The 20,070-nt window shown below is 67.0% G+C and carries 18 protein-coding genes; 11 read left to right on the forward strand and 7 right to left on the reverse strand.

Annotated elements, in window-relative coordinates; translation table 11 throughout:
* The first annotated feature begins 34 nt into the window (after window positions 1–34).
* A complete protein-coding gene (locus AC1DNE_RS12360) occupies window positions 35–2,359 on the forward strand; it encodes a bifunctional salicylyl-CoA 5-hydroxylase/oxidoreductase (protein WP_476841067.1) in 2,325 nt (774 codons plus the stop codon).
* Between the two features lie 157 nt (window positions 2,360–2,516).
* On the opposite strand, the gene AC1DNE_RS12365 is transcribed toward AC1DNE_RS12360, so the two are convergent.
* Window positions 2,517–3,776: an MFS transporter gene (locus AC1DNE_RS12365; protein ID WP_441472081.1), complete on the reverse strand. Its 1,260-nt coding sequence runs from the start codon at window positions 3,774–3,776 to the stop codon at window positions 2,517–2,519.
* A gap of 459 nt (window positions 3,777–4,235) precedes the next feature.
* On the opposite strand from AC1DNE_RS12365, the gene AC1DNE_RS12370 reads away from it, so the two are divergent.
* The gene (locus AC1DNE_RS12370) at window positions 4,236–5,321 is read left to right on the forward strand and encodes a DUF2778 domain-containing protein (protein ID WP_441472082.1); all 1,086 of its coding nucleotides are present in this window, start codon (window positions 4,236–4,238) and stop codon (window positions 5,319–5,321) included.
* Between the two features lie 139 nt (window positions 5,322–5,460).
* On the opposite strand, the gene AC1DNE_RS12375 is transcribed toward AC1DNE_RS12370, so the two are convergent.
* Together AC1DNE_RS12375 and topA are read right to left on the reverse strand one after the other, a co-directional pair.
* Window positions 5,461–5,931, reverse strand: coding sequence for an aminoacyl-tRNA deacylase (locus AC1DNE_RS12375; RefSeq protein ID WP_441472083.1), 471 nt, complete (start codon window positions 5,929–5,931; stop codon window positions 5,461–5,463).
* 198 nt (window positions 5,932–6,129) lie between these two features.
* Entirely contained in the window at window positions 6,130–8,790 is a 2,661-nt protein-coding gene (gene topA / locus AC1DNE_RS12380; RefSeq protein ID WP_441472084.1) for a type I DNA topoisomerase, read from the reverse strand.
* Window positions 8,791–8,999: 209 nt separating this feature from the next.
* On the opposite strand from topA, the gene panB reads away from it, so the two are divergent.
* Window positions 9,000–9,818: a 3-methyl-2-oxobutanoate hydroxymethyltransferase gene (panB, locus tag AC1DNE_RS12385; RefSeq protein WP_441472085.1), complete on the forward strand. Its 819-nt coding sequence runs from the start codon at window positions 9,000–9,002 to the stop codon at window positions 9,816–9,818.
* Window positions 9,819–9,846: 28 nt separating this feature from the next.
* Here panB and AC1DNE_RS12390 read toward each other — a convergent pair whose 3' ends face one another.
* Window positions 9,847–10,983, reverse strand: a complete 1,137-nt coding sequence (locus AC1DNE_RS12390) for a serine hydrolase domain-containing protein (RefSeq protein WP_441472086.1) — start codon at window positions 10,981–10,983, stop codon at window positions 9,847–9,849.
* Window positions 10,984–11,140: 157 nt separating this feature from the next.
* Between AC1DNE_RS12390 and AC1DNE_RS12395 the strand changes: the two genes are divergently transcribed.
* The 4 genes from AC1DNE_RS12395 (at window position 11,141) to dprA (ending at window position 15,397) form a co-directional block, all read left to right on the forward strand.
* Entirely contained in the window at window positions 11,141–12,085 is a 945-nt protein-coding gene (locus AC1DNE_RS12395) for an aspartate carbamoyltransferase catalytic subunit (protein WP_441472087.1), read from the forward strand.
* 17 nt (window positions 12,086–12,102) lie between these two features.
* A complete protein-coding gene (gene pyrC, locus AC1DNE_RS12400; RefSeq protein ID WP_441472088.1) occupies window positions 12,103–13,404 on the forward strand; it encodes a dihydroorotase in 1,302 nt (433 codons plus the stop codon).
* A 133-nt stretch (window positions 13,405–13,537) separates the two neighbouring features.
* Window positions 13,538–14,161 carry a glycerol-3-phosphate 1-O-acyltransferase PlsY gene (gene plsY / locus AC1DNE_RS12405; protein ID WP_441472089.1) on the forward strand — a complete coding sequence of 208 codons (624 nt, stop codon included), beginning with the start codon at window positions 13,538–13,540 and terminating at the stop codon, window positions 14,159–14,161.
* 18 nt (window positions 14,162–14,179) lie between these two features.
* Window positions 14,180–15,397, forward strand: coding sequence for a DNA-processing protein DprA (dprA, locus tag AC1DNE_RS12410; protein WP_476766478.1), 1,218 nt, complete (start codon window positions 14,180–14,182; stop codon window positions 15,395–15,397).
* Between the two features lie 27 nt (window positions 15,398–15,424).
* Here dprA and AC1DNE_RS12415 read toward each other — a convergent pair whose 3' ends face one another.
* Together AC1DNE_RS12415 and AC1DNE_RS12420 are read right to left on the reverse strand one after the other, a co-directional pair.
* The gene (locus AC1DNE_RS12415; protein WP_441472090.1) at window positions 15,425–15,676 is read right to left on the reverse strand and encodes a hypothetical protein; all 252 of its coding nucleotides are present in this window, start codon (window positions 15,674–15,676) and stop codon (window positions 15,425–15,427) included.
* A 100-nt stretch (window positions 15,677–15,776) separates the two neighbouring features.
* Window positions 15,777–16,691 (reverse strand): AEC family transporter, encoded by a 915-nt coding sequence (locus AC1DNE_RS12420; RefSeq protein ID WP_441472091.1) that lies wholly within the window; start codon window positions 16,689–16,691, stop codon window positions 15,777–15,779.
* Between the two features lie 224 nt (window positions 16,692–16,915).
* On the opposite strand from AC1DNE_RS12420, the gene AC1DNE_RS12425 reads away from it, so the two are divergent.
* Both AC1DNE_RS12425 and AC1DNE_RS12430 read left to right on the forward strand, forming a co-directional pair.
* Window positions 16,916–17,320, forward strand: a complete 405-nt coding sequence (locus tag AC1DNE_RS12425; protein WP_441472092.1) for a hypothetical protein — start codon at window positions 16,916–16,918, stop codon at window positions 17,318–17,320.
* A gap of 137 nt (window positions 17,321–17,457) precedes the next feature.
* Window positions 17,458–17,835, forward strand: coding sequence for a hypothetical protein (locus tag AC1DNE_RS12430; protein WP_441472093.1), 378 nt, complete (start codon window positions 17,458–17,460; stop codon window positions 17,833–17,835).
* A gap of 41 nt (window positions 17,836–17,876) precedes the next feature.
* Here the strand turns inward: AC1DNE_RS12430 and ruvX are convergent, their stop codons facing one another.
* Window positions 17,877–18,377: a Holliday junction resolvase RuvX gene (ruvX, locus tag AC1DNE_RS12435; RefSeq protein WP_441472094.1), complete on the reverse strand. Its 501-nt coding sequence runs from the start codon at window positions 18,375–18,377 to the stop codon at window positions 17,877–17,879.
* A 165-nt stretch (window positions 18,378–18,542) separates the two neighbouring features.
* Here ruvX and AC1DNE_RS12440 point away from each other — a divergent pair, with 165 nt between their 5' ends.
* Both AC1DNE_RS12440 and AC1DNE_RS12445 read left to right on the forward strand, forming a co-directional pair.
* Complete coding sequence (locus AC1DNE_RS12440; RefSeq protein ID WP_441472095.1) at window positions 18,543–19,127, forward strand: GNAT family N-acetyltransferase; 585 nt, start codon at window positions 18,543–18,545, stop codon at window positions 19,125–19,127.
* Complete coding sequence (locus AC1DNE_RS12445) at window positions 19,124–20,056, forward strand: hydroxyacid dehydrogenase (protein ID WP_441472096.1); 933 nt, start codon at window positions 19,124–19,126, stop codon at window positions 20,054–20,056. The genes AC1DNE_RS12440 and AC1DNE_RS12445 overlap by 4 nt, the downstream gene beginning before the upstream one ends.
* Window positions 20,057–20,070 lie beyond the last annotated feature (14 nt).

Here is a 20,070-nt window from a genome sequence, read left to right on the forward strand (position 1 = left end):
GACCGGATCGGCCGGTTCCCTGATGGAGGCGTCGATGCGTATCGCGGTTGTTGGCGGAGGGCCGGCAGGGCTCTATTTCGCGCTGCTGATGAAGCGGGATTGGCCGGAGATTTCGGTTGATGTCTTCGAGCGCAACCAGGCGGACGACACCTTCGGCTTCGGCGTGGTCTTCTCCGACCAGACGCTCGACACCTTCAAGGCGGCGGATGTCGAGAGCTATGCCGCTATCCGCGACAACTTCGCCTACTGGGACGACATCGAGATCCACTTCAAGGGCGACAGCTACCGCGTGCCCGGCAACGGCTTCTGCGGTTGTTCGCGTCGCTCGCTGCTGATGCTGGTGCAGGCGAGGGCGCGCGAGCTCGGCGTCAACCTGCACTTCGGCGATGACATCGCTGATGTCGAAACGCTGAAGCGTGACTACGACCTCGTCGTCGCCGCCGACGGTGTCAACAGCCGCCTGCGCGAGAACTGGCGCGAGCGCTTCCAGCCGGAAACCGACCTGCGCCCCAACAAATTTGCCTGGATGGGCTCGACCCGCCCCTTCGACGCCTTCACCTTCTTCTTCAAGCAAACCGAGCACGGGGTCTTCATCGCCCATTGCTACCAGTATGAGGCCGGGCGCTCGACCTGGGTGCTGGAGACCGACCCGGAGACCTTCGAGAAGGCCGGGCTCGGTGCCATGGATGAGGCGCAGTCGGCCGCTTTCCTCGAGGGCGTCTTCGCCGAGGAGCTTCAGGGCCACAGGCTCGTCACCAACCGCTCGCTTTGGCGTAATTTCCCGATGATCCGCTGCCGCCACTGGGTCGTCGAGAACGTCGTGCTGATCGGCGACGCCAAGGCGACGGCGCATTTCTCGATTGGCTCCGGCACCAAGCTCGCGATGGAAGATGCTATCGCGCTGCACAAGGCGATGGGGCAGGCGAAGCTCGACGTTGCCGCCGGGCTCAAGCTGTTCGAGACGCAGCGCCGCGAGGAGGTCGAGAAGACCCAGCACGCCGCCGATGTCTCGCTCGTCTGGTTCGAGGAGCTCAGGCGCTTCTGGGATTTCGAGCCGTTACGCTTCGCCTTCGGCCTGATGACCCGCTCCAAGGCGATCACCTACGACAATCTGGCGCTGCGCGCCCCGGAAATGGTCTCAGCCGTCGATAGGCTCGTCGCGGATGGGCTGGGTCCGTTGGCGAAGCGGCGCAAGGACGGCTCGCCCGTCCCGCCGGCCTTCCAGCCCTTCAAGCTGCGCGAGATGCGGGTCGAGAACCGCATGACGGTCTCGCCGATGTGCCAGTATTCCGCGCAGGATGGCATGCCTGGCGACTGGCATCTGATGCATTACGGCTCGCGCGCCATCGGTGGTCCCGGGCTGATCTTCACAGAGATGACCTGCGTCGCCCCGGATGCTCGCATCACCCCCGGCTGCGCCGGCCTCTGGAATGACGAGCAGGAGGCCGCGTGGAAGCGCATCGTCGGCTTCGTCCACGGTCATTCGGCCGCGAAGATCTGCCTCCAGCTCGGCCATGCCGGGCGCAAGGGAGCGACCAAGCTGATGTGGGAGGGCATGGACCGGCCGCTGTCGGAAGGCGCCTGGCCGATCGTCTCCGCCTCAGCCTTGCCCTACTACCCGGAGAGCCAGGTGCCGCGCGAGATGACTCGCGCCGACATGGATCGGGTGACGGCCGAGTTCGTTTCCGCTGCCGAGCGTGGGGAGCGTATCGGCTTCGACATGCTGGAGCTGCACTGCGCCCATGGCTATCTGCTGGCGAGCTTCCTCTCGCCGCTGACCAACAAGCGCACGGACGACTATGGCGGCTCGGTCGAGAACCGGCTGCGCTTCCCGCTGGAGGTCTTCCGGGCACTGCGCGAGGCCTGGCCGCGTGAGAAGCCGATGTCCGTGCGCATCTCCGCGACCGACTGGGTCGAAGGCGGTCTGTCGGCGGCGGATTCTGTCGCGATCGCCGAGGCCTTCGCGGCCGAGGGCTGCGACCTCGTCGACGTCTCGACCGGCCAGACCGCGAGGGAATCGCGCCCCATCTATGGCCGCATGTTCCAGACGCCGTTCTCGGACCGCATCCGCAACGAGGCCGAGGTCGCGACCATGTGCGTCGGCAACATCACCACGGCCGATCAGGTCAACACCATCATCGCCGCCGGCCGTGCCGATCTGGTCGCGCTCGGGCGCCCGCATCTCGCCGATCCGTCCTTCGTGCTGCGTGCGGCGGCCTGGTACGGCGTCGATGTCGCCCAGCCCGTGCAGTACCAGCCCGGCAAGGACCAGCTCATGCGCAACACCCCGCGCGAGCGCGAGGAGCTGCAGGAGCTGAAGCTCAAGGCCAAGCCCAGCCGCCATGCTGTCCAGGCGTAGCGTTCGTTCCGCCTCCCCCGAACAACCGCCGTCATCGCGGGCTTGACCTGGAAGCCATGCCGGAGCGTGTCCGAACCACGCTCAGGCGTGAAACCCGGCCGTCCGCTTCGCTGCGGCCGGATTGACTCGCGTTTCAGCCAGGCGATGGAACGCTGTCCTATTTGCCGCCCTGAGAGCGCCCGGAGGGCGAGACGTCGGGGATGGTCGGCGCAGTGGCCGGGCGCTCCCCGAAGGGATTGGCCGAAGGCGGGTTGCGCCGCAGCCGGAAGGCGAGATAGGCGCCCGCCGCCGCCGAAAGCAGGCCGAGATAGGCGAGCAGTCCGTTCGGTCCGACCACCTGCATGAAGGCGGTCGAGACCAGCGGGCCGATGGCGGAGCCTGTAGCCCAGAGGAACAGGAGCTGCGCCGAGAGGCCGAGCGCCCGCTCGCGGCCGAGCCGGAAATAGGCATGGGCGACGGCGACCGTGTAGATCGGCATCGAGCCCGCGCCGATCAGCGCGAACAGGCCGAACAGCCAGAAGCGGGCATGGGGCAGGGCTAACCAGAGCACTGCGCCCAGCGCCAGCGAGCAGAGCACCACCGAAAGCGTGGCGCTCAGCATGATGATGCGGCTCTCGACCCGGTCCGCCAGCAGGCCGAGCGGCCACTGCAGCACCAGTGCGCCGATCTGGATGCCGGCGGTGAGCAGGATCGCCCAGGCCTGGTCGAGACCGATCAGGATGCCGTAGGCCGGTGCGACATTGGTGAGCGCGCCACCCATCAGGCCGACATAGAGGCAGCCGATGACCGAGGCCGGCGCGTATTGCCAGATCGTGTTGAGCCGGACGGAGACGACCTCGCCCGATTCCGGCCCTTTCGCCTTCGTCATGCCGACGGGGATCAGCGCGATCGAGAAGGCGGCGCTCGCCAGCAGGAAGATGTCGTTCGACTGCAGCGAGACGTAGCCGACGCCGATCTGCGAGCCGATCAGGGCGAGGCGGTTGAGGATCTGATAGAAGCCGAAGACGCGGCCGCGCTGGCCGGCCTTGGCCTGTCCGCTGATCCAGCTCTCGATGCAGATGGCGTGGCCGGCGCCGGCGAAGCCCATCCCCAGCCGTGAAATGCCCCAGACGTCGAGCGGCGTCACCGAGAAGCCCAGCGTCAGCACGGCCTGCAAGGCCGCGAAGACGGCAAAGGCGCGGATATGCCCGACACGGCGGATGAAGGCGGGGATGACGAAACAGCCGGCGAGGAAGCCGACGGAATAGGCCGAGCCGACGAGGCCGATCAGCAGCGGGGCCTTCTGCTCCAGCGCCATCTTCAGCGGCACCGCCGTGTTCACGATCGTGGCGGCGACCTGAAGGATGAGCGCGCCGCTGACGATGGCACCCAGCGCTGCAACAGAGCTCGTCCTCGGCTCGGTGGCTGCTTCGGTCACGTCGGTCCCGCCCCCCTGCGCAGCCGCCATGAAGGCCTGAGATTCTCGAGGCGACAAGCCCTGCGGCTGCGATGCTTGCGACATATCCGATTCGAGAGCCGGGTTGGGAGAAATGGGCTGACACGCCAGCCCTGCCCGAAAAAAATGGGCCAATCGCGGCGGCCAGGTAAAAATCTTTGTCTCCGTTCCTCCATCCGGCGGCCTTGATCGCGCCGCCTTTGCATCGTCTTGCGGCGCCGCGGCGGCCTGACAACCGCAGCTTCCTCATCCGCAAAAATTATCGATGCGGTTCACCGGCGATTAACCAACACAGCGCCTTATCGAAGCAGAAAGAAGTTTGGGTTCTCCCGGCATACTCGGCCACATCGCAACGCAAATCGCGCCTCCCTCGACCGGGGCGCGAGCGGCGAAGCCGTGTCCGCCGCGGGGCGTGGCGTAAGTGTATCGAGAGTGCGGCGGATGACCTATGCGACCTATGTGCGGGAAGGCGGCGTGCCCTATGTGCGCTCGCGCCGACGCCGCCGGCCTTTGCTGAAAGGGTTCTTCCTCGCCGCCGCCCTGAGTTGTGGCGCCATGTCCGGCTTCTGGATGTTGGGGCAGGGCGCACCGGCGCCTGACGCCGGTAGTGTTCCTTCTGCAGCTGCCCGCAAGGCGCCTGCCGGCCGCGCCGCGACGCAGCCGGCCCCCGCCTATAGCGGCCTGCTCGATCCCGCATTGTCCGGCGGCAAGGCCGCGTCCTTCGCCCAGGGTACTCCCGCCCGTTCCGCCTTCCAGCCGGCGAAGCCGCCCGCGTCGTCGTCCTCCATCGCGGCCGCCGAGCCGGTGTTACCTCTGCCGCCGCAGCCACCGGTCACGCTGGCTGAGAAGGCGGCGCCGATGCCCATGCCGGTGCCGCGGCCCTTGGACCTGCTGCCGAAGGCTGAACCTCAGCCTCAGCCGCAGCCGCGAGTGGCGCAGCCGACTTCGCCGCGCCGCAACCGCACGGCTGCTGCGGCGCCGACGCCGGAGGACAACCGCAGTTTCTTCGAGAAGCTCTTCGGCGTGCAGAAGCAACAGCCGACAGGCACGGCGCTGGCCTATGCCGCGCCGCAGGATGACGTCATCGACCGCGGCCGCGTCGCCAGGCTCAGCCCCTCGGCCGGCACGCCGCCGCGCACCGCCGAGGCGGGCACCGCGATCTACGACATCAGCGCCAAGATGGTCTACATGCCCAATGGCGAGCGGCTCGAGGCGCATTCCGGCCTCGGCGAGATGATGGACGACCCGAGCTACGCCCACGTCCGGATGAAGGGCGTCACGCCGCCGCACACCTATACGCTGACCGAACGCGAGGCACTGTTCCACGGCGTGCGCGCCATCCGCCTGAACCCGGTCGGTGGCAGCGGCGCCATCCATGGCCGTGCCGGGCTGCTGGCGCACACCTATCTGCTCGGGCCGCGCGGCGATTCGAACGGCTGCATTTCCTTCAAGGATTACGAGCGCTTCCTGCAGGCCTTCCTGCGCGGCGAGGTGCGGCGCATCGTCGTGGTCGCAGGAAACGCCTAACTTCCGGCCGGCGCATCCGCCGCCGGCCGAGACCCGCGTTTTCATCACGCTGCATGCCGCAGGGCGTCCGTCTCACGCTACACCGATAAATATCCCGAGACCGATCACCGATAGCGCATCCGATCGGATGCGCGGCGATCTAGGATGGGTGGCTGAAGCTTGCCAGCCGCGCATCCTTCATCAGGCTGAGGAAGTCGGCACCGCTGACATGCACCAACGTCCGGTGGTCGCCGCCTTCGAAATAGACCTCCTTGGCGTCGCCGAGGCTCTTGTCGAGGATCACCGGTACCTCATAGGCCGACCCGACCGGTGGGACGGCGCCGATGTCGCAATCGGAGAATAGCGAGCCGATCTCGTCCTCGGAGGCGAGGCCGAGCCGCCTCTCCATCACATCCTGCAAGCGCGAGAGCTCGATCCGGTGCGTGCTCGGCACGACAGCGAGGACATAGCCGGTCTCGTGATGGACGACGACCGATTTGGCCAGCTTGCTACCGGGAATATGGGCCGCCTGCGCCGCCTGGCTGCTGGTAGCCGTGCGATTATGGGCGACGGTGTCATAGGCGATGCCTCGGCCGTCGATATAGCTTTGGAGCTTTTTGGCGATGGTCATGATAGGCGCCCCTCTCTTGCGTGGTGACGCATCAGTGTTGCTATCCTCCTCCCATCGCTGGCGAAGTCAACGGCGTCGGGCGAGCCTGTTTAGCCAAATCCTGCCCGCGAAAGTCGCGACGCAGAGGACCGCCCCGCTTCCCAATAGGAGCCAGGTTGCCAGGCGCATGGCTCCGCTCTCCGCCGCCGGTGGCGCAGGTCAGCCCGCAGCCTTGGCCTTGCTCTTGGCTGGCGCCTTTTCTGCCTTCTCGGCCGGCGCCTTCTTGGCGGCCGCCTTCTTCGCCGGAGCCTTGGCTTTCGCGCCGGCGGCGGCCTTGGCCTTGCCCTTGGCGCCGCCCTTCGTCTCGGCCTTGGCGTTCGCCAGCTCGATCGCCTGCTCCAGCGTGATGCTCTCGGCCGCCATCGTCTTGGGCAATGTCGCGAAGATCTTGCCCCAGGCGACATAGGGGCCGTACTTGCCCGCCTTCACTTCGAGCGTGCCGCCGGCCGGATGCTCGCCGAGCGCCCGTCCCGGCGTCGCCGCGCCACCGCGCCGGCCACCTCCGCCGCTCTCCTTGGCGACGATCAGGTCGATGGCGCGGTTGCCGCCGAGTTCGAGGACATCGTCGTCCTTGTCGATATTGGCGTAGGTCTTGCCGTGCTGGACATAAGGTCCGTAGCGGCCGATTCCGACCAGGATCGGCTCGCCCGACTCGGGATGCTTCGCCACCTCGCGCGGCAGGGCGAGCAGCGCCAGCGCCTTCTCCAGCGTCACGCTGGCCGGGCTCATGCCCTTGGGCAAGCTGGAGCGCTTCGGCTTCTCGCCCTCGCCGAGCTGGATATAGGGGCCGAAGCGGCCGTCGCGCAGCGTCACTTCGAGGCCGGTCACCGGATCGGTGCCGAGCACGCGCACGCCGGGCGTGCCCTGGCCGCCCTCGGCGGAAGCCTCCCCCTCAGCCGCCGGGACGGAGAGCGGACGGGTGTAACGGCATTCGGGATAGTTCGAGCAGCCGACGAAGGCGCCGAACTTGCCGAGCTTGAGCGAGAGCTGGCCGTTGCCGCAATTTGGGCAGACGCGCGGATCGGAGCCATCGGCCTTCTGCGGAAAGATATAGTCGCCGAGGATGCCGTTCAGCGCCTCCAGCACGTCGCCGACGCGCAGGTCCTTGGTCTCGCCGATCGAGGCCTGGAACTCCTCCCAGAACTCCCGCAGCAGCGCCTTCCAGTCGATCTCGGCGTTGGAGACGCGGTCGAGCTTTTCCTCGAGGTTCGCCGTGAAGTCGAACTCGACATAGCGTTTGAAGAAGCTCTCCAGGAACGACGTGACCAGCATGCCCTTGTCCTCGGGCACGAGGCGCTTCTTCTCGATGCGGACATATTCGCGGTCGCGCAAGGTCGAGAGGGTCGCGGCATAGGTCGATGGCCGGCCGATGCCGAGCTCTTCCATGCGCTTGACGAGGCTGGCTTCCGAGAAGCGCGGCGGCGGCTCGGTGAAGTGCTGATCGGCGGCGATGGCGCGCTTCTCCAGCTTGTCGCCCGCCTTCATCGCCGGCAGCTTCTTGGAGTCCTCGTCTTCCTCGTCGTCGCGGCTCTCCTGATAGAGCGTCAGGAAGCCGTCGAAGAGGACGACCTGTCCGGTGGCGCGCAGATCGAGATGGCGCGCGCCGACCTTCGCCGCGATGTCGACCGTGGTGCGCTCCATCTCGGCGGATTCCATCTGGCTCGCGATGGTGCGCTTCCAGATCAGCTCGTAGAGCTTCGCCTGCTCGGGTTCGAGCTGGCGCGCGACCATCGCCGGCAGCCGGCCGAGATCGGTCGGGCGGATCGCCTCGTGGGCCTCCTGCGCGTTCTTGGCCTTGACCGTGTACTTGCGGGGCACGTTGGGCACGTAGCGGTCGCCGAATTCCTTGCCGATGACGCGGCGGGCGGCGGCGATGGCCGACCCGTCCATGTCGACGCCGTCGGTTCGCATATAGGTGATGAGGCCGACCGTCTCGCCGCCGATGTCGACGCCTTCGTAGAGGCGCTGGGCGAGCTGCATCGTCCGCGCCGGAGCCAGGCCGAGCTTGCGCGAGGCCTCCTGCTGCAGCGTCGAGGTCTGGAAGGGCGGGTAGGGGTGGCGCTTGACCGGCTTGGCCTCGACCTCGCTCACGGTGAAGAGCGCTGTTTCCAGCGCTTCCTTGAAGGCCTTGGCCTCCTCGGCGTTGCCGATGTCGAGCCGGGCGATCTTCTTGCCGTCGGCGCCGACGAGCCGGGCTTCGAAGGTCTGGCCGGATTCTGTGGCGAGCGTCGCCACCAGGGACCAGTATTCGCGCGCCCGGAAGGCCTCGATCTCACGCTCGCGGTCGCAGACGAGGCGCAGGGCCACCGACTGCACGCGGCCGGCCGAACGGGCGCCCGGCAGCTTGCGCCAGAGCACCGGCGAAAGGGTGAAGCCGACGAGATAGTCGAGCGCGCGGCGTGCCAGATAGGCATCGACCAGCGCCTGGTCGATGGCGCGCGGATTGGCCAATGCCTTCTGCACGGCGTCCTTGGTGACGGCGTTGAAGGTGACGCGCTCGACCGGGATGCCCTTCAGCACCTTCTTCTGGTTGAGCGCCTCCAGCACGTGCCAGGAGATGGCCTCGCCCTCGCGATCCGGGTCGGTGGCGAGGATGAGCTTCTCGGCGCCCTTCACGGCGCGCGCGATCTCGGAGACCTGCTTGGCGCCGCGGCCCTCGATTTCCCATTTCATGGCGAAATCGTTGTCGGGCTCGACCGAGCCGTCCTTGGCCGGCAGGTCGCGGATATGCCCGAACGAGGCGATGACCTCGTAGTCGGAGCCGAGATATTTATTGATCGTCTTGGCCTTGGCCGGCGACTCGACGACGAGGAGCTTCATGATTTTCGTGTCTCGATAACGGCTCTGATCAGAGCGCGGAGCCGGCCCTAACGGACGGTTCCGCGACCCGCAAGACCGCTGCGGTTCGGATGATGCGCGCGAAAGTGGTTCAGCGGGCGGGCCGTGTCAAACGGCGATTGCGCTTTGCGTGTTGCACGGGACCGTTTAGGGCCATTCTCCGGCTTGGGCTACGAAATGGGGAGGCGAGCGTGTCTTCGCAAGCACAGATCAGGCGCCGGACGGCGTTGGACATCCGCAGCCGCAAGGGAGCGGAGCCGATCGTCTCCCTGACCGCCTATACGGCGCCGATGGCGGCGCTGGCCGATCGCCATTGCGATTTCCTGCTGGTCGGGGATTCTCTCGGCATGGTCGTGCATGGCCTCGACAGCACCGTGCCGGTCACGCTGGAGATGATGATCCTGCACGGACAGGCGGTGATGCGCGGCTCGCAGCGCGCACTGGTCGTCGTCGACATGCCGTTCGGCAGCTATGAGGAAAGCCCGGAGCAGGCTTTCCGCAACGCGGCCCGCGTCATGCGGGAGACCGGCTGTGGCGCGGTGAAGCTCGAAGGCGGGCAGCGCATGGCGAAGACCATCGCCTTCCTGGTGGAGCGCGGCATCCCCGTGATGGCCCATGTCGGGCTGACTCCGCAGGCGGTCAACGTGCTCGGCGGCTTCAAGGCGCAGGGGCGCAGCCGGGCCGAGTGGCCGGCGATTGCCGCCGATGCCGCGGCGGTGACGGAAGCCGGCGCCTTCGCCGTGGTGCTGGAAGCGGTGGCCGAGCCGCTTGCGGCCGAAATAACGGCCAGAATCGCGATCCCTACCATCGGCATCGGAGCCTCCGCCGCCTGCGACGGCCAGGTGCTCGTGCTCGACGACATGCTGGGCCTGACCGGGCGCGTGCCGAAATTCGTCAAGCTCTTCGGCAACCTTGCCGAGGATGTCGACAAGGCCGTGGCGGATTACGCTGCCGAGGTTCGGGCCCGGCGCTTTCCGGGGCCCGAACACGTCTATTCGGTGAAGGATTGAGCGCGAACCGGGCGAACGCGGCGCGCTCTCAGCTTTGCGCCGCCAGCAGGCGGTCGATGAAGCCTTCGGTCGAAGCTCCGTTGATCCAGCGCAGCACGGCGACGATGTCGCGCTCGGGCTCGACCCAGATCACGTTGCTGCCGGCGCCGAGCGCCGAGAAGGCGGTCTCGGGAACCCCCGATCGCGCGGCCGGGCCGCGTGCCAGCCACCAGAGATAGCCGTAATTGCCCAGCGTCGGGGAGGGGCTCAGCATCCGCTCGACCCAGGCCTGCGAAAGGAGCTGGCGGCCGTTCCACGCGCCCTTGCGGCCGATCAGCAGGCCGAAGCGGGCATGGTCGCGTGCGCCGATGAAGAGCCCGCCGCCCCAATGCCCGCCTCCGGGCACCGACTGGATCTCGCGCCCGTCGATCGTGACGGTGGATGTGCTGTAGCCCTGCCACTGCCAGTCCGGCGAGGCGCCGATCGGGTCCATGATCCGCTCGCGCAGCACCTCCGGCAGCGGCCGGCGGAAGCGCTTGAGCAGGGCGTGGCTCAGCACGTTCACCCGCACGTCATTGTATTCGTAAAAGCTGCCGGGCTCGCGCAGTTCGCGGCGCTGGCCCTTGCGGCTGTTGTCGGCACCGGGGCCGATCTGGCGGTTGTGATCGACCTGGTCGGACTTGCCGAATAGCTCGCCCTGCCATTCGCTCGACTGCTGCAGCAGATGGCGCCAGGTGATGGCGCCATTGTGGGGGCCGGCGAAGGCGGAATCGTCGACGCTCTTGCCGACCGGCTCCTCGACGTCCCGGATCAGCCCATCGTCGAAGGCGATGCCGGCGAGCACGGACAGATAGCTCTTGGCGATCGAGAAGGTCATGTCGGTGCGGCTCGTGTCGCCCCATTCGGCAACGATGCGACCACCCTTCAGGATGAGCCCTGCCGGGCCGCCACGCTCGCGGACAGGCCCGACGATCTCCGTCCAGGGACCCGTCTCATTCCACTCGACATTTCCGACATAGCTGCCGTCCGGATAGTAGAGGCTGCGGGGCCAGGGGCTTTCGTGATCCTGGGCAAAGGCGACCGCTGCCGCGAGCCTGCTGACGTCGAGGCCGGCCTCGGCCGGGGGGAGGGCTTCCCATTCGATGCCGTGAGACGCTGGAACAAAGGCGGTCGTGGAGGCGGACAAGGCTTGATCCCTTCGGCAAAACGTGGGGAGCGAACGGCGAGGCATCTGACCTAGCGCCAATCGGACGCAAGCTCCACCGCTGCGCGCGGCATGACAGCCTTTCTCTATTCGGGCGGCTTGCGCCGGGGGCGAGTCGCGCCTAAACAGCGACCTTCAAATGACATCGCCAGCCCCGCTCTATCCGCACCGCCACCTGCTCGGCATCGAGGGGTTGTCCCATCTCGACATCGAGGGGCTGTTGGACCGGGCCGAGGCCTATGTCGCGCTCTCCCGGCAGGTCGAGAAGAAGACGGCGACGCTGCGCGGCCGCACCCAGATCAACCTGTTCTTCGAGCCCTCGACCCGCACGCAGGCCTCCTTCGAGCTTGCGGGAAAGCGGCTGGGCGCCGACGTGATGAACATGTCCGTCGCATCGTCCTCGGTGAAGAAGGGCGAGACGCTGATCGACACTGCCGCGACCCTCAACGCGATGCGGCCGGACATCATCGTGGTGCGGCACCACGCTGCCGGCGCGGTCAATCTGCTCGCCCGCAAGGTGAGCTGCTCGGTGGTCAATGCCGGTGACGGCGCTCACGAGCACCCGACGCAGGCGCTACTCGACGCGCTGACGATCCGCCGCAACAAGGGCCGCATCCAGGGGCTGACCGTGGCGATCTGCGGTGACATCCTGCATTCGCGCGTCGCCCGCTCCAACATCATCCTGCTCAACGCGCTCGGCGCCAAGGTGAGGCTGATCGCGCCTTCCACCCTGATGCCGGCGGGCATCGAGCGCATGGGCGTCGAGCTCTATACCGATATGAACAAAGGGCTCGAAGGCGCTGATATCGTGATGATGCTGCGTCTGCAGCTCGAGCGGATGCACGGTGCCTTCGTGCCGTCCTCGAAGGAGTATTTCCGCTATTACGGCCTCGATCGCGAGAAGCTCGAGCGCGCCGCGCCCGATGCGCTGGTGATGCATCCGGGACCGATGAACCGCGGCGTCGAGATCTCGTCGGAAGTGGCTGATGGCGCGCAGTCGCTGATCCGCGAGCAGGTCGAGATGGGTGTTGCCGTCCGCATGGCCGTGCTCGATGCCCTCGCCCAGCATCTGCCGAATATCTGAGCGTGGCGGGACCGAACATGGCTGAAACGCAGGATATCGCGATCGTCAACGCGCTCCTCATCGACCCGGCGTCCGGGCGCGAGGGCAAGGGTTCCGTCTTGCTGAGCGGCGGCGCCGTCGCCTCGGTCGCATGGGGGGCTGACCCCGCGACGGGCGAGGGCGTGCGCCGCATCGACGCGAAGGGGCAGGTGCTGACGCCGGGCCTGATCGACCTGCGCGCTTTCCTCGGCGAGCCCGGCGCCGAATTCCGCGAGACGCTCGGCTCGGGCTCGCAGGCGGCTGCCGCGGGCGGTGTCACCACTATCGTCTGCCGGCCGGATACGGACCCGCCGATCGACGATCCCGCCATCATCGACTTCCTGAAGCGCCGTGCCCGCGACAAGGCGATCGTCAACGTGCTGCCCTGCGCCGCCTTGACCAAGGGGCTGGAAGGCCGGGAGATCACCGAATTCGGCCTGCTTCTAGAGGCCGGAGCGGTCGCGTTCGGCGACGGCGCCAGGGCCTTGCGCAACCCGCAGGTGATGCGCCGCGCCATGATCTACGCCCGCAACTTCGACGCGCTGATCATGAACCATGTCGAGGACCCGGAACTGCGCGGTTCCGGCGTGATGAACGAGGGCGAGTTCGCCAGTCGCAAGGGCCTGCCCGGCATCCCGCTCGAGGCCGAGACGGTGATGCTGGAACGCGACATCCGCCTCGCCCGCGCCACCGGCGCCCGCTATCACGCCGCGATGATCTCCTGCGCGGAATCGGCTGAACTCGTACGCCGCGCCAAGCAGGACGGCGCCCGCATCACCTGCGGCGTCTCCATCAACAATCTCACCCTCAACGAGAACGACGTCGGCGACTACCGGACCTTCTGCAAGGTCTCGCCGCCGCTTCGCCACGAGGATGATCGCCTCGCTCTGGTCGCCGCGCTCGCCGAAGGCGTGATCGACGCTGTCGTCTCCGACCATGATCCGCAGGACGTCGAGACCAAGCGCCAGCCCTTCGCCGAGGCAGCGGACGGCGCGCTCGGCATTGAGACCATGCTGTCGGCCGCGCAGCGGCTGGTGCAGGCGGGCCATATCGGGCTGCCCCAGCTTCTCGCCGCCCTGTCGGCGCGGCCGGCCGCCTTGCTCGGCCTGCCATCGGGCCGGCTTGCTCCGGGTGCTCCCGCCGACCTCGTCCTGTTCGACCCCGAGGCGCCGTTCGTCGTCGACAAGCGCAAGCTCAAGTCGCGCGCCAAGAACTCGCCCTTCGACGAGGCTCGCCTGGAAGGCATCGTAGCCGCGACGATCGTCGCCGGGCGGGTGGTGTATGAGGGCGAGCCGGGCTAGATCGCCGCGCGTCCTTCCGGACGCCAAGTGGCAATCTATCTCTTTGCCGTAGCACCGGATTTGCCCGAAAAGTGGTTTCCACTTTTCGGTCCGATGTTCTAGGCTGCCCGTGGACTGTGGGGAATAGGGCGGCATGACCGATGTTCTGAACTGGAGCCTTTCCGGCTCCGCAACGCTGATCGCGCTCGTCGTCGGCTATCTCTTCGGCTCCATTCCCTTTGGCATCATCCTGACGCGGCTGGCGGGCGGGCCGGATTTGCGCAGCATCGGCTCCGGCAATATCGGCGCGACCAATGTCCTGCGCACCGGCAACAAGAAGCTCGCGGCCGCTACCCTCGTCGGCGACATGCTGAAGGGAACGGTGGCGGTCATCGTCGGCGCGCGCCTGCTCGGCGGGCCGGAGGCGGCGCTGGCGGCGGGCATCGGCGCCTTTCTCGGCCATCTCTTCCCGGTCTGGGTCGGCTTCAAGGGCGGCAAGGGCGTCGCGACCTATCTCGGCGTGCTGATCGGCGTGAAGGCCTCGATCGCGCTCGTCTTCGCCGCGGTCTGGCTGAGCGTCGCCTATCTCTCGCGTTACTCCTCACTCTCGGCGCTGGTGGCCAGCCTGCTGACGCCGCTGCTGCTCTGGTTCTGGGCCGGCATGCACCAGGCGGCCATCGTCATGGCCATCCTGACCGTGCTGCTCTGGATTATGCACCGGACCAATATCGCCCGGCTTCTGGCCGGGCGCGAAGGCAAGATCGGCCAGAAGGGCTGAGAGCTGAACATGGCTGGCATCGTCCTCTCCGATCGCCAGCGTCTCGATTGGCTGAGGCTGATCCGCAGCGAGAGCATCGGCCCGCGCAGCTTCCGTTCCCTGATGAACCGTTTCGGCGGGGTTGGTGCTGCGCTCGAGGCCTTGCCCGACCTCGCGCGACGAGCAGGCCGTCCAATCCGCATCTGCCAGCCCGCCGAGGCGGAACGCGAGATCGAGGCGCTGCGACGTCTCGGCGGCTGCCTGATCGCGCTCGGCGAAGCGGAGTACCCCATACCGCTGCGGGCGATCGATTCGGCGCCGCCGCTGATCGCGGTGCTCGGGCAGGTGCAGTCTCTCCAGAGGCCGGCGGTCGCCCTCGTCGGTTCCCGCAATGCCTCCGCGGCAGGAATGAAGTTCACCGGCCGGCTGGCGCGCGAGCTCGGCGAGGCCGATTTCGCCATTGTCTCGGGGCTCGCCCGCGGCATCGACACGGCAGCCCACCAGGCCAGCCTCGATACCGGCACGATCGCCGTGCTCGCTGGCGGGCTCGATGAAATCTATCCGCCGCAAAACATCCCTCTGGCGGAACGCATCGCCGAGCAGGGCGCCATCGTCAGTGAGATGCCGCTCGGCTGGGTCGCAAGGGCGCGCGATTTCCCCCGGCGTAACCGGCTGGTTTCCGGCCTCTCGCTCGGCACTGTGGTGGTCGAGGCGGCACGTCGCTCGGGTTCGTTGATCACGGCGCGCTTCGCCAACGAGCAGGGCAGGTTGGTCTTTGCCGTGCCGGGCTCGCCGCTCGATCCACGTGCCGAAGGCGGGAACCATCTGATTCGGGAGGGAGCGACGCTTTGCGCCGAAGCGGCGCATGTCATCGAGGCGCTCGCGCCGTTGCGCCGGCAGGGCCCGGCCTCCTGGCTGGAGCGCTCGGCGCTGCGGGAGGCCGCCGGCGAACCGGCGAGCGAGGCGATGTGGGATGAACTCGATCTGCCGGAGGTGGCGCCGGCGCCGGGGTTCATCCGACATGAAGGGGATTTCGATCCCCCGCCATCGGCCGAGAAGGTCAAGAGGGCTACCTTGCAGCCAGGTCTCGGGCGCCTCGTGCTGGAATTGCTGGGACCGACGCCAATCGCGCTCGATGACCTCGTCCGCGCGAGCGGTCATGCCGCGCGCGAGATCAACCGGGTACTGGTCGAATTGGAAATCGAAGGGCAAGTGCGCCGTCACCCCGGAGGGGCGTTGTCGCGGGCGCGCTTCTGACCTGCTTCGTGTTCGGATGGCTGAGGTCTACCGGTCCTTGCCGTTCGATTTGATCAGGCGCTCGATTTCGGCGGACGCCTCGATCCGCGTCATCTCCAGGAAGTAGGACAAGGTCTCGAGCTTCGTGCCGCGCGCCATGCCTCGCAGCTCGGCTGCCATGCTCTCGATGAAGGATGCAGCCTCCAGCGCGGTCATCGGTCGATCGGGAATGGTGTCGTCCTGCTCGTCGAGGTCCGGTTCGGGCGGAACCAGCTTTCGCGCCTTCGGCTTCATGCGCATGGATTCCCTCGTCTGGCAGGCACGGAACTCGTTCGCAGGCGTTCCCTTACGATATGCAATTATAAATTGTATTCTCTTGAAAATTTCAAGCTCTGCTTGCTTACGTCAGCAGGAGTACGGCGACTGGAAGCGTTGCGAGTGCCAGCAGGGTTTGAAGGGTTGTGATCTCGGCCATGAGCGGTGCGTCGCCGCCGAGATCGCGGGCGAGGAAATAGGCGGCTGTCGCGGTAGGGACGGCGCCGGCGACGATCGTCATGGTCAGGGCCGGGCCGGTGACGCCGAACCAGCCGGCATAGAGCCACGCCGCCAGCGGCATCACCGCGAGCTTCAACCCGGCCGCGACCCAATGGGCCAGGCGAGGGCGCGCAAGGCGATTGAGATCGAGCGCAGAGCCTACGACCAGCAGGCCGATGCCGAGGGAAGCCCGCCCCAGGACGTCGAGATAGCCGGTGAAAGCCGAAGGCAGCAGCCACTGGACCTGATTGAGGGCAAGGCCCACGGCAGAGGACCAGATGAAGGGGTTGTACAGGATCGAGCGCACTGTGCCGCCAACGCTCATTGGTTTGCCGTTGGCAAAGCGCGCGAGGACGACGACGCACATGACGTTGAGCAAGGGGATCATCGCGGCGACGGCGATCGCCATCAGAGTCGCGCCGTTGCGGCCTTGCAGGCCGGCGGCGAGCGCCAGTGCGACGAAGGTGTTCCAGCGGACCGAGCCCTGGAAAATCGAGGTGAAGGCGGGCCCGCCGATGCCCGCTCGGGCCAGGAGCGGCCGAGTCACGAGCAGAAGCGCAGCGACGCTGAGAATGGCAAGGACGAGGCTCGCCCCCATGGCAATGACCGGTACGCTGCGCAGATCGGCCATGGCGAGGGTATGGATGACGACGGCCGGGAAAAGGACCTGATAAGTCAGGCGCTCGACGCCCAGCCAATGCGAGGGCGAAACGAGGTTACGGACTTTCAGGACCCACCCTGTCGCGATGACGAGGAAAACGGCGATCAGGCTATCGAGCATGGCAGGCCGGCAAAGTGGGGCAGGAACAACGGAACCCGTCATCGGTTGAAGCGACAAGGATCGAACGATCCTGTTCCATGGCGGCCCACAGCCGGCAAGGGTGTTGACGGAGAGGCGTTGTGTCCGTGCCGCAATGCTGCCGCGATTGGTTCAGGTCGCATTCAACCGGATCGAGCGAACCTGTATTCATGGTTCGGGGCGGTCCCGAGAAAGGAGATGCCGTCATGATCTCTCTGGGTAAGAAGTTCGCCGTCTCGCTGGCTGCCGCAGGTTTGGCGGTGAGCAGCTACGCGGTTCCCGCTATGGCGAAGGAGCAGCGCCTGTTCGATGCGGCGCGGCTCGACAAGGCGCAGGCCGGATATACCCAGTACTACCGCGGCTACCGCGGTGGGTACCGCGGCGGCTACTACGGCTATCGTGGCCCGTCGCGCGGCGCTGCGATCGCGGGGGCCGTTGGCCTCGGTATCCTCGGCGCGGCGGCTGTCGCGGCGAACAACCGGGCCTATGCGGCACCGTACTACGATGAAGGCTACTACGCGGCTCCGCCGCCGCCGGTCTATGCTTATCCGCAGCGCTACTATGCGCCCTACGGCTATTATGCGCCGTATGATTTCCGCGATCATCGCTGAGGTCGCGGCCTGAAGTGCCTTGCAAGGCCCGCGCAATCTGCGCGGGCCTATTTTTGTGGGGTTGTCAGGGAAATCTTCGCGATTGAACGCCAGAACGATAGCGTCACATATGTTTGGAAGGCTGAGGTATCACTGAAATGGCGTCCCTTCGAAATGCTCTGATCGCCGGGCTGGGGTTGGCGATGGTCGGCTGGGCCGGTGTTCAGCCCGCCGCAGCGCAATATTACGCCGGCCCGAACTATGATCGCTCCTATGAGCGTCGCTCCGGCGATGGCTATGAGCGCCGTGGCTACGGGCGCAACGACGATCGCAGGGATTGGCGCGACGACCGCCGCGGTTCCGGCCGCGACGATGCCCGCGGAGACTGGGGCAATGATCGCCGGCCCGGCTTCGACAGCGGCCGCCGCCAGCAGGACCCGATGGCAGGCATGACGATGGAAGAGCGCAAGCGCGCCATCAAGAACGAGCGCGAAGCGCAGAAGAAGGCGTTCAAGCGCGGGATTCTGCTCAACTGAGCCCTCCGGGAAGCCGCCTCATTCTTCGTCGAGGCGGTTTTTCAATGGAACTCGTCTTGCTCGCCTTCCAGCGGAATGAGCCGGCCCAGCCTGTCGAGCGCGCCCTGCAGGATGTAGGCGGCTGCCATCTTGTCGACGACCGCCGCGCGCTTGGCGCGCGAGGCGTCGGCATCGAGCAGCGTGCGTGTCACGGCCATCGTCGACATCCGCTCATCCCAAAACACGATCGGCAGATCGGTGAGGGGGGCGAGGTTGCGCACGAAGGCGCGGGTGGACTGCACGCGCGGCCCCTCCGTGCCGTCCATGTTGAGCGGCAGGCCGATCACCAGCCCCGCGATCTGGTGCTTTTGAGCAATCTTCAGCAGCGCGGCTGCGTCGAGCCCGAACTTCACCCGCTGGATTGTCTCCAGCGGCGTCGCGATCTGCCGCTCCAGATCGGAGAGCGCCAGACCGATCGTCTTGGAGCCGAGATCGAGACCGAGCAGGCGCGCATGCGCCGGCAGGTCGAGGAAGGCTTCGAGCGGGACGACGGCGCTGGTCATGGCATGGCGGTATCACGCGCCGGGCTGTCTCGCGAGCGATACCTGTTGCGATGCATGCGAGGAATGGCGGGTTTCCGCTCCCTGTAGCGCGGAAGTCATCGCGCATCGTCGGCCGTCGCGCTATACGCGCCGGCTATCGGACTCTTCCCAAAAAGGATGCCTGCCGTGCCGGCGCGGATCTCGCTGCAAGTTCCCGACAAGTCCCTGCTCGACGCCTACCAGGCGGCCTTGCGCGGCGGCTGGTCGCCGAACACGACGCGCAACGTCGCGCCCGAGCAGCTCGCCGCGATCGCCGCCGACCCGGACGCCTTCCTCGCCGAAACCCGTGGCGGTCCCGGCCGCATCAAGCTGCCGGATGGCCGCGAGGTCGATCGCATTCCCGGCCCGACGCGCTGGATCTTCGCCGAGGACCGGCCGGAGCGGCCCTTCATCGGCTCGATCAACCTGCGCTGGCAGGAGGATGTCGAAGGCAGGGCTGTGTTCGCCTTGCCCGAGCATGTGCTCGGACATATCGGCTACACCATCCTGCCGGCCTTCGCCGGCCGTGGTTATGCCACCGCCGCGCTCGCTGCGATGCTCAGCGTCGCGCGCGAGGCCGGGCTGCCGGAAATTTCCATCACCTGCGACGTCGAGAACCACGCCTCGCGCCGCATCATCGAGAAGAACGGCGGCCGGCTGGTCGAGACTTTCGTCGCGCCGCTCTATAGCCCCGATCCACGCCTTCGTTTCATCGTCAGCACCGCCCCATGACCGACATCGTCATCACCGAATTCATGGACGACACCGCTGTCGCCAATCTCAAGGCGCGCTTCGCGGTCCACTACGATCCCGAGCTCTATGCCAGCCCGGACGAGATGGCGCGGCTCGTCGCCGACGTCCCGGCCGTAATCGTGCGCAACCAGACTCAGGTCCGCGGCAAGGTGCTGGAGGCGGCGAGGGCGCTGAAGGTGATCGGCCGCCTCGGCGTCGGCCTCGACAATCTCGACATGGAAGCCTGCGCGGCTCGCGGCATCCGCGTCTTCCCGGCGACCGGCGCCAACAGCCTGTCCGTCGTCGAATATGTCATCGGCACGACGATGACCCTGCTGCGCGGCGCATATTTCGCCAATGCCGCGATGGTCTCCGGCGAATTCCCCAAGACCAAGTTGATCGGCCGCGAGATCGCCGGCAAGCTGATGGGCCTCGTCGGCTTCGGCGCCATCGCACGCGACGTCGCTCATCATGCCCGCGCTGTTGGAATGGAGGTCGCCGCCTTTCATCCGCGCCTGCCTGCCGACGACCCGGCCTGGAGCGGCGTCCGGCGGCTGGAACTCGACGAATTGCTGGCAGAGGCCGACGTCATCAGCCTGCATGTCCCGCTGACCTCGGAAACCCGCGGCATGATCGACGCGAAGGCCTTCGCCCGCATGAAGCCGGACGCCATCCTGATCAACACCGCGCGCGGCGGCATCATGGACGAGGTGGCTTTGGTCAAGGCGCTCAAGGCCGGCAAGCTCGGCGGCGCGGCGATCGATGTCTATGAGCAGGAGCCGCTCGGCAAGGACGCGGCCAAGGTCTTCGCGGGTGCGCCCAACCTGATCCTGACCCCGCATATCGCCGGCAACACGGTGGAGTCGAACGGCCGCGTCTCCGGCCTCGTCGCCGAGAAGGTCATGGCGGCGCTGGAGGAGAGGATCTAGCGGCGGGTTGGTGT

Source organism: Allobosea sp. 05L423 (genome assembly GCF_056397745.1).

What these genes read in the sequence shown, in the direction of transcription:
- AC1DNE_RS12360 (WP_476841067.1), top strand. Translation starts at nt 35, where the DNA reads ATGCGTATCGCGGTTGTTGGCGGAGGGCCGGCAGGGCTCTATTTCGCG.
- AC1DNE_RS12370 (WP_441472082.1), top strand. Translation starts at nt 4,236, where the DNA reads ATGACCTATGCGACCTATGTGCGGGAAGGCGGCGTGCCCTATGTGCGC.
- AC1DNE_RS12375 (WP_441472083.1), bottom strand. Translation starts at nt 5,931, where the DNA reads ATGACCATCGCCAAAAAGCTCCAAAGCTATATCGACGGCCGAGGCATC.
- topA (WP_441472084.1), bottom strand. Translation starts at nt 8,790, where the DNA reads ATGAAGCTCCTCGTCGTCGAGTCGCCGGCCAAGGCCAAGACGATCAAT.
- AC1DNE_RS12395 (WP_441472087.1), top strand. Translation starts at nt 11,141, where the DNA reads ATGACATCGCCAGCCCCGCTCTATCCGCACCGCCACCTGCTCGGCATC.
- pyrC (WP_441472088.1), top strand. Translation starts at nt 12,103, where the DNA reads ATGGCTGAAACGCAGGATATCGCGATCGTCAACGCGCTCCTCATCGAC.
- plsY (WP_441472089.1), top strand. Translation starts at nt 13,538, where the DNA reads ATGACCGATGTTCTGAACTGGAGCCTTTCCGGCTCCGCAACGCTGATC.
- AC1DNE_RS12415 (WP_441472090.1), bottom strand. Translation starts at nt 15,676, where the DNA reads ATGCGCATGAAGCCGAAGGCGCGAAAGCTGGTTCCGCCCGAACCGGAC.
- AC1DNE_RS12420 (WP_441472091.1), bottom strand. Translation starts at nt 16,691, where the DNA reads ATGCTCGATAGCCTGATCGCCGTTTTCCTCGTCATCGCGACAGGGTGG.
- AC1DNE_RS12425 (WP_441472092.1), top strand. Translation starts at nt 16,916, where the DNA reads ATGATCTCTCTGGGTAAGAAGTTCGCCGTCTCGCTGGCTGCCGCAGGT.
- AC1DNE_RS12430 (WP_441472093.1), top strand. Translation starts at nt 17,458, where the DNA reads ATGGCGTCCCTTCGAAATGCTCTGATCGCCGGGCTGGGGTTGGCGATG.
- ruvX (WP_441472094.1), bottom strand. Translation starts at nt 18,377, where the DNA reads ATGACCAGCGCCGTCGTCCCGCTCGAAGCCTTCCTCGACCTGCCGGCG.
- AC1DNE_RS12445 (WP_441472096.1), top strand. Translation starts at nt 19,124, where the DNA reads ATGACCGACATCGTCATCACCGAATTCATGGACGACACCGCTGTCGCC.